This is a genomic window from Lederbergia ruris (assembly GCF_018332955.1).
GTDB lineage: Bacteria > Bacillota > Bacilli > Bacillales > Bacillaceae_C > Lederbergia > Lederbergia ruris.
In genome coordinates, this window is the sequence record NZ_BORB01000009.1 from 66,844 (window position 1) to 79,462 (window position 12,619).

The window sequence follows — 12,619 nt, forward strand, 5'->3', positions numbered from 1 at the left end:
ATACGCGCCGTCCTGGCGGCAGACTCAATCGCGACGTCCTGTCGCTTCGTCTGCACTAGTACATCCTTGTACGTCGCAACGCCTTTGTGACCAACGTCCTGTGACCTGAGATAAACATGCTTTCTTGAAGGAGGAAGAAACCGAAAGTTTGCTAGTCGCTGGGCGCTGGAGCTGGACAAAAAACACGAAGACACCACTCTAAGAATGGTGTCTTTCAGCCCTTTTATTCTATTCAACTAAAAATTCATTGCCCGAAAAACATCTGAAAAGGTGGGACCAAATTGAAACCCATTTTATTAGAAATGAAAGATATTACGAAAGAATTTCCAGGTGTGAAGGCACTTGATCGCGTGAATTTACAAGTACATGAAGGCGATATCCATGCATTATGCGGAGAAAACGGTGCTGGAAAATCAACCTTAATGAAAGTATTAAGTGGCGTTTACCCATATGGTTCATACGAAGGAAATATTCTTTATCAAAATACGGAATGCCAATTTAAAGATATTCGACAAAGCGAAGAATTAGGGATCGTCATTATTCACCAAGAGCTTGCTTTAATTCCCGAGCTTTCCATTGCGGAAAATATCTTCCTTGGCAATGAGCAAGCCGTCAACGGTGTCATTAACTGGAATGAAACGAAAAAGAAAACAAAAGAACTTTTACATGTAGTTGGATTAAAAGAATCCCCTGACACATCCATTAAAAATATTGGCGTGGGAAAACAGCAACTCGTTGAAATTGCCAAAGCTTTGTCAAAGGATGTGCAGTTACTCATCCTAGATGAACCAACTGCGGCTTTAAATGAAAAGGATAGTATCAATTTGTTGAACCTATTAAAAGAGCTCCAAACAAAAGGGATTACGTCTATTATCATTTCCCATAAATTAAACGAAATTAAGCAAGTAGCGGATAAAGCCACTATTATTCGCGATGGAAGGACGATCGAAACAATTAATGCCACCGAGATCACAGAGGATCGGATCATTCGCGGGATGGTGGGCAGAAGTTTATCGAACCGTTATCCGGAACGATCACCAAACATCGGCAAGATCTTTTTTGAAGTGAAAAATTGGACGGTCAACCATCCATTACAAAAAGAACGCCAAGTAGTAAGAAATGTTCATTTTCATATCAAGCGTGGAGAAATTGTCGGGATTGCGGGATTAATGGGGGCGGGGCGTACCGAACTTGCCATGAGTTTATTTGGTCAATCATATGGAAAAAAGACGTCTGGTGAGGTTTTAAAAAACGGTCATTTGCTCGATGTATCTACGGTTCATAAAGCGATTGAAGCAGGGTTGGCTTATGTAAGTGAGGATCGAAAGGCATATGGACTGATTCTAATGAATGATATTAAAGAAAATATTTCCCTTTCCAAGCTTGAGAAAATTTCTAAGAGAAAAGTGGTGGATCACTACGAAGAATATAAACAAGCAGAGTCATTTCGGAAGTCCATGAACATAAAAACTCCTTCTGTCACCCAAAAAACAGGAAACTTAAGTGGTGGGAACCAGCAGAAAGTAGTCTTAAGTAAATGGATTTTTTCAGAGCCTGAATTACTGATTTTAGATGAACCGACCCGAGGCATCGACGTTGGCGCGAAGTATGAAATTTACACGATTATCCAACAGCTCGCAAATGAAGGGAAAGGCATCTTAATGATTTCCTCTGAACTCCCAGAAATCCTTGGCATCTGTGATCGAATCTATGTAATGAGCGAAGGAGAATTTACCGGCGAAGTGTTGCAGGAAGAAGCAACACAGGAATTATTAATGAAATATATGACAAATAGTAAGGGGGATGCAGAATGAAGGCATTATTCAAATTAAATATGCGCCAATACAGTATGATCATTGCCCTCATCTTCATTGTCGTCTTATTTCAATTTCTAACAGGTGGAACACTGCTAAAACCATTAAATATTACCAACTTAATTTTGCAAAATAGTTATATATTAGTTTTAGCGATTGGGATGGTGCTTGTTATTATCACGGGTCATATTGATTTATCCGTTGGTTCTGTCGCCGCTTTTGTCGGTGCAATCGCCGCAATATTAATGGTCCATCTAGAATGGAATCCCTTTCTGGTCATCATCATTTGCTTATTACTTGGGGCAGTGATTGGTGCTTGGCAAGGCTTTTGGATCGCCTATGTGGGAATTCCGGCTTTTATCGTAACATTGGCGGGAATGTTATTATTCCGTGGTTTGACATTAGTAGTATTAAAAGGACAATCCATCGCCCCTTTTCCAATGTCCTTTCAAAAAATTAGTACCGGTTTTTTACCTAATCCCATTAATGATGGCGGATTTCATACATTATCGATGATCATTGGATTGGCTCTCTCGTTAATATTCATCGGAATCGAATGGAGAAACCATCAGGCTCAAGTAAAATATCAGTTTGATGTTCTGCCAACCAAATTATTTTACGGTAAACTACTGGCCATCTTTCTCATTGTCAATGGATTTACGTATGTGTTGGCGATGTATCGTGGTATTCCCAATATTCTCGTTATCCTGTTGGCGTTGATTGCCCTTTACACTTTTATGATGAGGAAAACCATTGTCGGTCGCCATATTTATGCAGTCGGCGGAAATTTAAAAGCAGCCGAGCTCTCTGGTGTGAAAACAAAACGAATCACATTTGGGGTATTCATTAATATGGGTGTGCTTGCCGCTTTATCTGGTCTGATCTTTGCGGCGCGTTTAAATGCGGCTACCCCGAAAGCTGGGAATCTATTTGAATTAGATGCGATTGCGGCAGTCTTTATCGGTGGAGCTTCAGCCTATGGTGGAGTTGGAACAGTTATAGGAGCCATTGTCGGAGGCTTAGTCATGGGCGTGATGAATAACGGCATGTCCATCCTCGGCTTAGGAATTGACTGGCAACAAGCGATCAAGGGACTTGTCCTATTAATAGCGGTCGCCTTTGATATTATTAGTAAGAAGAAAGCGGCGTCATAAGAGTGTTTCCCTTGATAAAAAGACGAATTGAATTGAATCCTATTCAAAAAGTTCTAAGCAGTTAGTAATCTGGGATGTTCAAACGAGGGTCAAGCAAGACCTTATTGACAAAGAGCACATTTCATGATATGTTTTTAATAGTTTCAAAGGGGAGTAGCTTTAACGGTAAAGTCGTCATTACAGAGTATGGATCATACTCTCGGCTTTACGGGCAACTTTTAACGTTGTTAGCAAGACCTTTGCCAATGTGGTAAAGGTCTTTTATTTTTTAGAGGCTTTTACCATTCATTGGTAGAAGCCTCTATTTTTTTATCATGAAGGGAGATTACTACTTGGACTCACTATGGATTCAATACGGTTGGACATTAATCATTCTTATTGGATTAGAGGGAATCTTATCTGCTGACAACGCACTGGTTATGGCTGTTATCGCCAAACACTTGCCAGAAGGTCAAAAAAAGAAAGCCATCAATTACGGGATTTTGGGCGCTTTTCTTTTCCGTTTCTTAGCCTTATTCGCTATTTCTTTTATTGCTAATGTATGGCAAGTGCAAGCGATTGGTGCAGCTTATTTAATTTATTTAGGTTTAAAACATGTCATTCAAGATTTGTTCGGTTCATCAAAGGATAAAAAAGATGACTTAAAAAAGGACTCTAATGGTAAAGGCTTCTGGTCAACTGTGGTCAAAATTGGTTTAGCGGACCTTGCCTTTGCGATTGATTCCATCCTTGCCGCTGTTGCACTTGCGATCGTTCTGCCTGGGACACCACTACCACAATTTGGTGGCATGGATGGCGGACAATTCTTAATTGTTGTCATAGCTGGAATTGCAGGACTAATATTAATCAAATATGCGGCCAACCTATTTGTAAAACTTCTAGCTGTCCGTCCTGGTCTCGAGACAACTGCTTATTTAATTGTTGCTTGGGTAGGAGTAAAGCTTGCCGTGATTACGCTTAGCCATGAGAAGGTAAGTATATTGGATGAACATTTTCCCCACAGCACAGGTTGGACGATTGCGTTTTGGGGAGTCCTACTAGGAATTGCTGTCATTGGATGGTTTATGTCAGGAAAAGCAATTCCACATGAAAAAAATCCGTCGCATAGGAGTTCATCTTCATAAGAAAAGCACATGCGCCCCCTATCCTGTAAAATAGACACCTTTGATGGGGAATTAATTTTAGTGGTTGTGCCGGGTATGGAGGTTTTTACGAGATATGGGCTTCTCGGCCGTGTTATGGGTTTCTTAACCTTTGTATGAGTTTCTTATGAAAAAAATGGGGTTCCTGGATAAAGAATGGGTTTTTAAACAAGATTATGAGGTTCTTACCCAGAGTATGGGTTTCTTAATTCCGGAAATGGGTTCCTTGCCATAATTATGGGTTTCTCATTCTAGGTATGGGTTTTTTATCTTTTAGAGAAAACACTAAAAAATAGCTGTTTGGAATGAGTATAACCGACATTCCAAGCAGCTATTTTTAGTTTAGGTAAGTGGATCGTTCCTTGTTTTTAGTTCGTTTTTTCCAAAAAACTTCTGTCATCTTCTACGATATGTCCATAGCGCTCTTCTTCTATTTCTGTTAACGTCTTGCCTCTCGTGTTTGGAGCCATTAAAACTCCTATCACGAGATGGATGACTAAGAAAGACATCATGACAATTCCGGCTACGACAAACGTGAGTGTATCCATAATCACCGGTAAAGCGATCGACCATAGCGCGATGCCAGTACGGACAATAAAATACATAAGTCCTTGTGCTGTGGCACGGTATCTCGTAGGAAATAATTCACTTGTCCATAAAGCATAAAAAGCTTGTGCTCCAATTCCTGCCGCAGATCCCCATAAGATAACAAAAGAAATCAGTGTCGGCCATGTCATTGGCATAAATGTTAAGATAACCCAAGCGACCACCCCCATCGCAGCCCCAATCGTGAATAATGTCTTACGACTCATTTTATCGCCAATCTTCATGAAGATAAAAAATGTCGTTAACACGGTAAACATCCATAAGAAAGATTGGAGGAGGTTCGCTTGCATATTACTTAATCCGCCAACATTTTCATAAATATATGGCATGAAGTAACCCATTGCGCCAGCCGTTAAATTCCAAAACAAATAAATACCTAATAATAAGAATAAAGCTTCCCGATTCGGCTTTAATGTAAATAATTCTTTTAAAATCCCTTTTTTAACAATGCCATTTGCTTTATCTGCATCATCTTTCGCTTTTTGTTCTTCCCAAATCTTAGATTCTGGTAGTCCTCGACGAATATAAAGGGCAATCGCCGCAATAATCAATAAGTGCGCAAAAATTAACCTTGATCCTAATAATCCTAACGGAGCTACGATGACAGCCAGAGCAAACGTAATCATGGGGCCGATCGACCAAGCAAGTTGGGCGGCACCAACATGGGCAGCTCTTTTTTCTTTCGGGGATTCCTCTGCGATATATGTCCAAGATACTGGCACACCTGCTCCTACAGCAATCCCAGTTATAATGGTCCCTATCAGTAACATTGGAAAGCTCACGGAAACCGCTATCAAAGCAACCCCAATCATATAAACCATTAAGTCATAGCTAAAAATAAGTTTTCTCCCATATTTATCCGTTAAAGGACCTCCAATAAGTGCACCGATTGCGGCACCTAAAGCATTGGCACTTAATGCTCCTAGCAAACCTACACCTAAACTATCAAACCCTAAGTATGTTTGCCATAAAGTGAGACTACTAGCAGCAGCTATAATCGAACCAGCTTCTATATAATTCGCCATCGATATCGCAACGGTTGCTTTCCAGCCAGTAACATTTTTGGCAGCAAATTTTTTATTCCCCATTTTTCTCACCTATTCTATGATGTTTTATTCTCAATTGTGTCGTTTAGCCTAATCCATATGAAAAACTTCTGTTAAATCTACCGTAACAGGACTATTATCAGGATTCGTTTCCATAAGCGGTTTCATAAATTCCCACCATTTTTGGTTGATCGCCGTTTGCGCCATCTGATTCCATTTTTCCTCGTCCTCAATCTCGATGTAACCAAATAGTTGGTTCGTATCTTTATCTAAAAAGATGGAATAATTCCGAGCCCCATGTCGGCGTAGCTCTTCGACCATCTCAGGCCAAATTTCATTATGCCTTTTCTCATATTCTTCATGTTTATCCGCATAAACCTTCATAATAAACCCTTTTCGCTTCATTCCATCACCTTCCTTCTTCTGTAAATGATAGAGTCCCAATGACAGCGATTGCATTTTTTGAATATCTTTAATAATAATGAACACACATCTAAAAGTCAACACAAAACCAATAAATATATTTTTATTTACCTTTGTTTAGGTCCATTTAACTTGTTTTACAAATAAGAGGCCTGCTCCCCAATGCGTTAACACATTAGGGAACAGGCCCCATTTTTATTTAAACCATCCCTTTTTCTTTGATTGGGTGATGGCTTCGATTCAATCTTAGGCCAACAGGATGTTGGTCAAAACGGCGTGGCGATTGACGTGGCGCCTTCAGCCGTTTATCCTTTGTTCATCCTTATTATAAAAGTTTGTACGTCGCTAAACGGGCGCTTACGCTTTTCTTAAAAGATAAGAAAGTATAAATTTTGGCTAATGCTTGATCCAGCTCCAGGCGCCATCGGCTCGAGGTCAAATAACCTGAACCAATGAAAGGCAAAAAATCGCCTTTCTTTGGTTCAGAACATTTGCTTGTCGCCGATAGGCGGGCGCCTTACGCTTTTCTTATTTAATAGCTATTTGATCCACGGCTAGTATGGCATTGGCCACATCTTCCGCTGCAATGTCACTGGATAGATTTCCCATTGTTTCCCCTTCTTGAGTGGCCGCTTGTCCTACTTTTAGAAGGTCTTCATATGATACCTGATCTAAATGCATTTCCTTTAATGTTGTTGGCAAACCAAGCTCACGATAAAATTGAATATATTTTTTCAATTCCTCTTCAGGGTGAAGTTCTAACACTAATTGAACAAGTGTGCCATAAGCTACCTTTTCTCCATGTGTGAGATGGTGAATGTCTCCATCAAGTACAGTAAATCCATTATGAATGGCATGGGCCCCAGCTAATCCACCGCTCTCAAAGCCAAGACCAGATAACAAAGTATTGGCTTCAACCACGGCTTCTACATGCTGTGTAACAACACCCTTTTGAACCGCTTGATAAGCCGGAATTCCATAAGCAAATAAAGTTTCTTCACAAGCTTTGGCAATCGCTTTAGCAGCAATACTTGTTTTTCCACCAGCCATAGTTGTGCCATTACTTTTAATGGTTGCTCTTGCTTCTACCCATGTAGCCATCGCATCCGCAATGCCAGATGCAAATAAGCGAGCCGGGGCTTTGGCAACGACTTCTGTATCCACTAACACGAGATCAGGATTCTTTTGATAAAATTTATAGGATTCAAATACACCATCATCACTATATATCACCGATAATGCGCTTGTAGGAGCATCGGTAGAAGCTGTACTTGGTACAATGACGACACCTGCATCTAGCTCATCCGCGATTGCTTTAGCCGTATCAAGCGTTTTTCCACCCCCAACCCCCATAACGAGATCAACCTGGTTAGCTTTTCCTTCTTCCGCAATTCGATGAATTTCGTTGACCGAGGCTTCACCATTAAATTCTACAAAATGAAAATCAATATTCTCTCTATGAAGGCTTTCTGTTACCGTGTCTTTTGTAAGATTCCAAACAATATGATCTGAAATAATAAGAGGCTTTTTCGTCATATTTTTTACATAAGAGCCAATACTTTTTAGAGCTCCTTTTCCTTGTATATATTTATTCGGTGAAACAAAAATAATATTAGACATAATACTCTCTCTCCTTTTGGATAATGTAATACTATATCTATAATATACCATGTTTAATCACACTTGTGAATAACGTCACAATCTTTTTGTGGATTTTTTTAAATCTTTCATCGTTCTATTCATAAAGTCATTTTTTTGTAGACCAACTCCAGTTTGGGTCACATCCTTCAGCTTATCGTACATCCAACCTTACTTTGGATCTACGTTTTCGACGAACTTTCACTTTTTCGTAGATCCAACTCCAACTTGGGTCCACGTTTTGGATGATCCTTCGGCTTTTCGTACATCCAACCTTACTTTGGATCTATGTTTTCGACGAACTTTTACTTTTTCGTAGACCCAACTCCAACTTGGATCGACGTTTTGGATGATCCTTCAATTTTTTGTACATCCAACCTTACTTTGGATCTATGTTTTCGACGAACTTTTACTTTTTCGTAGATCCAACCCCAGCTTGGATCGACGTTTTGGATGATCCTTCAATTTTTTGTACATCCAACCTTACTTTGGATCGACATTTTGGACGAACTTCCACTTTTTCGTAGATCCAACTCTATCTTGGATCTATAACGGAATAAATAGAATGGATATTTTTTGTTACCATCTTATAAAAAAGGAGTTTTGCAGGATACACCGGGGGCAGTGAAGAAGGATGTGGAAAGAGAATCTCCCCTCCTTCATCACTATGCCCCCCTCAATCCATCGGTTCGATTCCCGTGATATCACTAAATTTCACATAGTCGACATCAATTTCATCTATGTTCAAGCGAATTCGCTTGAGCTGAGGATCAACGTTATGCACCCAGCCAACAATCTCGTCAAATATTCCATCTTTCCAAATCGTGATTTTAATTCTTCGCTTGCAAGCTTTAGCCTCCTGAATAATATGAGCAAATTCCGTCCACTGCTGCTCATCAATGATCGGCTTTTTCACTTTTTCCAGTCCCTTTTGCCATTCTAAAATAGCTTCTACGTGTTCAGGCAACATCATTCGGCTGGATTCCCACATAAGGTTATGACCAGGCGTTAATTTATTGGGCTTCATCAATCAAGCCCCTCTTCTTATTGGGCTAACAGATAAGATATTCCTTATTGTAAAAGTACGGAATTGCCGCTTTGCATAACAATAGGCCTTCATTGATGTAGCCGAAATCGATAGGATTTTAATCGTACGTTGGCTTATTTGGTGATTTCTGTCCATGTAAATAATTTGTATAGGAGTATGGGATTCACATGCCCTTTGTAAAAATGACAACATCGCAATCGCCCCTTTGAACATTTGTTCTCATAACCATTATATGCAAACAGGCGTTCTTTATACAAGTGGAAGTTTTTGGAGGATTGGAACGCTTTATCAGAGCAGGGATTGTCCCCATATGTTCGAAGTCGCGATCCCTAAGCACAAAACCCTATCGATTTCTAAGCAACGAAAACAGACACAAACAAAGAGCAGCTAAGTTTTGGAGTCATCACAAAACCTGCTGCTCTTCCCTTCATTCTCACCTTAAACTGAATAGATTAATTACTTTCGTTTTCTAACTTCTTATTTTCTTTGCGCATTTGTTTAAAGTACCATGCAAACAATAAGATATATACCACTAACGCTAGTATAGAAAAGCCTATTAGTTTCATGTCCATTGTATCAACAGCTTTCCCAAATAAAATGGCGAGCATTTTTTCAATCGGATCGGAATCTACCGAGGAGATTAAGGCATTAGAAGATAATCCCTCTGGGAAATTCCCCATTGCTTTCGATGTTTTTGAAACAAATTCCGCAATCAAAGTGGCACCCCACAAGAACAATGGAATTAGGACCGTCCCGATGATTGTCATACGTACTACTCTACCTCGTGTAACAATTAATAAAGCTGGTGCTAACACAGTTAATAAGATTCCACCTAGCGGAAGCACCGTGTTTCCTGGGAGAAAAATGGCTACAACAAGTAGAATAGGCGCTAAAATATTGGCTACAGCCCAAAGTTCAGCTCTTGTAGCTAAAATCGGCCAGTCAATTCCGATGAGTAATTTTCGACCACTGAACCGTTTGCTCATTTTATTTGTAATCCCTTCAGATAAAGGGCCAATGGCTGGTCCAAACCAGCTACCAACTAACGCAAATAGTTCAAGAGCAACGGCACCTGTAAAGGCTAACGTAAAAATCTCAGCTGCAGATTGACGACCTAGTAATCCAATAAACACACCTAAATAGGCTCCAATCGCAAAATTACTTCCCCAGAAGCCAATTTTTTTATTCAATGCTTCTGCATTAAAGTCAAATTTATCAATAAAAGGTAAGCATACATCAATAATTTTATTAAATAGCATGACAACCGGCGCAATTAACAAGGATGGATGAGCCGTTGTTGTAATATTGTCTTGATCATATCCTAACAAGCGATTAATCGTAGGCTTCATAACATCCGCATTGATTAGCATAAGCGCATAAATAAAACCAACAAATAAAGTCGTTAAAATCAAGTTATTATCTGAGTAGTACATCGTAAGAAGCCCAATAACAGAGAGATTCCAAATATTAAATAAATCTACATTTAGTGTAGTGGTTTTCTTCGCAATTAACATAATGGCATTTACCACTAAACAAATAAAAGCAAAATATAAAGTATAAACAGAGCCCCAAGTGATAACGGCAAGTGGTGCCCAACCCAAGTCGGTGACAGATAAAGACACTCCTGTCGACTCAACAAAGCTTTCTAAAGCTGGAGCAAAAGTACTAGAAAGTAAAGAAATGATAGCTCCCATACCAGTTAAAGCGATAGCCATCCGCAAACCGCCTTCAATTGCTTTAGAGATAGAAACACCGACAATTAACGAGAGAATCGTGATGATGATAAACATCATGGCCGATCCACCTAAATTAATAAAGGCATTAAAAGCATCGTTTAAACGTTCAATAAACATTTGGCGTACCTTCCTTTTTTATAAAATAAGTAATTATCGTAATCGGTTACGTTAACGTTCTTCAAAACTATAACAGAAATTTTTTTAAGACACAATACTAAAAAATATACCTTTTTTTCATAGTTGACATTTTTTATCCCTAATGTTTAAATGGAATTGAGTAATCGGTTACGTAAATGAGGGAATAGAATGGTCACGATAAAAGAAGTTGCTAAAGAAGCGGGTGTTTCTGTCGCTACTGTTTCAAGGGTTCTTAATAATAAAGGTGGCGCTAGCTCGGAAACAATTGCTCATGTGGAAAATATTATTAAAAAGTTGAATTATAAACCAAATAGATTAGCCAAAAGTTTATCTGAAGGAAATTCAAATTTAATCGCCTTCCTTGTTCCAACACTTAATAACCCATTTTTTCCTGAACTCATTAAGGAAGTTGAACGGTACGCAAATAAAAATGGGTTTCACATTTTATTATGTAACAGTGATGATGATCGGGCGAAAGTTGAATATTACCTAGAAGCGATGATGGATCAATATGTTAGTGGAGCTATTATTAATTCATTACATGTAGGGCCTAGTGATTTAGCTGTTTTAGAGGAGCGTGGAATTAGAACAATCACCATTGACCGCACCAATTTTGAACATTCTTATTCAGCTATTACGGTAGATCACTCATTAGGCGCCCAATTGGCTGTAACCCACCTCCTCCGTGATGAACAGTGCAATAATCTTGTTTTCATTTCTGGTCCCAAAAATGAAAAAAGTGCCATTGATCGCTTAACTGGTTTCACCCTTGCACTAAATGAGGCGGAGCATCCAGTCAAAACAACGATCTGTTATGGCGATTTTGGAATAGAAAGTGGCTATGAGAACGCAAAAGCTCTAATTCAAAAAGGCCAAACATTTGATAGTATTTTTTGTGCAAATGATGCAATGGCCATTGGTGCCATGCGTGCCTGTCATGAGTTTGGCATTCAAATACCAGGTGAAGTGAAAATTGTAGGTTACGACAACGTAAGCCTTTCTTCATATACTTATCCACCCCTATCCTCGGTGGATCAATGCAAACATGATATTGGTAAACTCGCTGTTAGTGAATTAATCGATTTAATAAACAATAAAAACCAAAAACCAAAGCAATATCAATTGGAACCAAGTCTAGTAATCCGAAATTCTTCTGGAGGGAATAGACATGTATAAATTAGGACCATCGCTGATGTGTGCAGACTTAGGAAATTTAGAACAAAACATAAAAGAATTAGATAAAGCTGGTGTGGATTTTTACCATATCGATATTATGGATGGTAAATTTGTCCCCAACTTTACACTAGGACCAGACTTTGTTAAAACGGTACGAAAATTAACGAACACTCCATTAGATATTCATTTAATGATCGAAGAGCCTGAAAAACATATTGATTTATTTGCGGATTGTGGCGTTGACATGATTTCTGTTCATCAAGAATCAACTCAAAACTTGCATAGCCTACTATCAACAATTAAAAATCATGGAATAAAGGCCGGTGTCGCCATTAATCCAGGAACATCACTAGAATTCTTAGATTATGTCTATGACCTCTTAGATTATATCGTCGTCATGACGGTAAATCCTGGATTTGCAGGACAAAAGTTTATTCCGACTATGTATGAAAAAATTGCAAAAGTAAACGAGCGAATTAAAAAGTATAACCGCAATATCGAAATCCAGGTAGACGGTAATATCGGAGAAAATACTATACCGAAATGCAAGGATAACGGAGCGACCATGTACGTTTTAGGCACAAGCGCTGTCTTCAATCATCATCGCACACTTGAAGAAAATGTCGCACTAACTAGAAATTTATTTAACCCCGGAACGATATAAAAAGCTCGACTTCTCAACTAGAACTGGAGGTAGT

At 39.1% G+C, this 12,619-nt stretch carries 10 protein-coding genes; 5 read left to right on the forward strand and 5 right to left on the reverse strand.

Features of this window, described 5'->3' with window-relative positions; genetic code table 11:
* The first annotated feature begins 302 nt into the window (after positions 1-302).
* The 3 genes from mmsA (at position 303) to KI363_RS06935 (ending at position 4,092) form a co-directional block, all read left to right on the forward strand.
* On the forward strand, positions 303-1,814 hold the full coding sequence (gene mmsA, locus KI363_RS06925; protein WP_373306746.1) for a multiple monosaccharide ABC transporter ATP-binding protein: 1,512 nt from the start codon (positions 303-305) through the stop codon (positions 1,812-1,814).
* Complete coding sequence (gene mmsB / locus KI363_RS06930; protein WP_212965925.1) at positions 1,811-2,968, forward strand: multiple monosaccharide ABC transporter permease; 1,158 nt, start codon at positions 1,811-1,813, stop codon at positions 2,966-2,968. The genes mmsA and mmsB overlap by 4 nt, the downstream gene beginning before the upstream one ends.
* A 332-nt stretch (positions 2,969-3,300) precedes the next feature.
* Positions 3,301-4,092, forward strand: a complete 792-nt coding sequence (locus tag KI363_RS06935; protein WP_158321001.1) for a TerC family protein — start codon at positions 3,301-3,303, stop codon at positions 4,090-4,092.
* Between the two features lie 386 nt (positions 4,093-4,478).
* Here the strand turns inward: KI363_RS06935 and KI363_RS06940 are convergent, their stop codons facing one another.
* The 5 genes from KI363_RS06940 to KI363_RS06960 all read right to left on the reverse strand — a co-directional run bounded on the left by KI363_RS06940 (position 4,479) and on the right by KI363_RS06960 (position 10,724).
* On the reverse strand, positions 4,479-5,804 hold the full coding sequence (locus KI363_RS06940) for an MFS transporter (protein ID WP_212965926.1): 1,326 nt from the start codon (positions 5,802-5,804) through the stop codon (positions 4,479-4,481).
* A gap of 48 nt (positions 5,805-5,852) precedes the next feature.
* A complete protein-coding gene (gene rhaM, locus KI363_RS06945; protein ID WP_212965927.1) occupies positions 5,853-6,167 on the reverse strand; it encodes an L-rhamnose mutarotase in 315 nt (104 codons plus the stop codon).
* Between the two features lie 546 nt (positions 6,168-6,713).
* A complete protein-coding gene (locus KI363_RS06950) occupies positions 6,714-7,805 on the reverse strand; it encodes a glycerol dehydrogenase (RefSeq protein ID WP_158321004.1) in 1,092 nt (363 codons plus the stop codon).
* Positions 7,806-8,499: 694 nt separating this feature from the next.
* Positions 8,500-8,850, reverse strand: coding sequence for a YolD-like family protein (locus KI363_RS06955; protein WP_158321005.1), 351 nt, complete (start codon positions 8,848-8,850; stop codon positions 8,500-8,502).
* 473 nt (positions 8,851-9,323) lie between these two features.
* Positions 9,324-10,724 carry a PTS transporter subunit IIC gene (locus KI363_RS06960; RefSeq protein WP_158321007.1) on the reverse strand — a complete coding sequence of 467 codons (1,401 nt, stop codon included), beginning with the start codon at positions 10,722-10,724 and terminating at the stop codon, positions 9,324-9,326.
* A 189-nt stretch (positions 10,725-10,913) separates the two neighbouring features.
* Here KI363_RS06960 and KI363_RS06965 point away from each other — a divergent pair, with 189 nt between their 5' ends.
* Positions 10,914-11,921: a LacI family DNA-binding transcriptional regulator gene (locus KI363_RS06965; protein ID WP_212965928.1), complete on the forward strand. Its 1,008-nt coding sequence runs from the start codon at positions 10,914-10,916 to the stop codon at positions 11,919-11,921.
* The gene (rpe, locus tag KI363_RS06970; protein WP_212965929.1) at positions 11,914-12,585 is read left to right on the forward strand and encodes a ribulose-phosphate 3-epimerase; all 672 of its coding nucleotides are present in this window, start codon (positions 11,914-11,916) and stop codon (positions 12,583-12,585) included. Before KI363_RS06965 ends, rpe begins: the two co-directional genes overlap by 8 nt.
* The last annotated feature ends 34 nt before the right edge of the window (positions 12,586-12,619 follow it).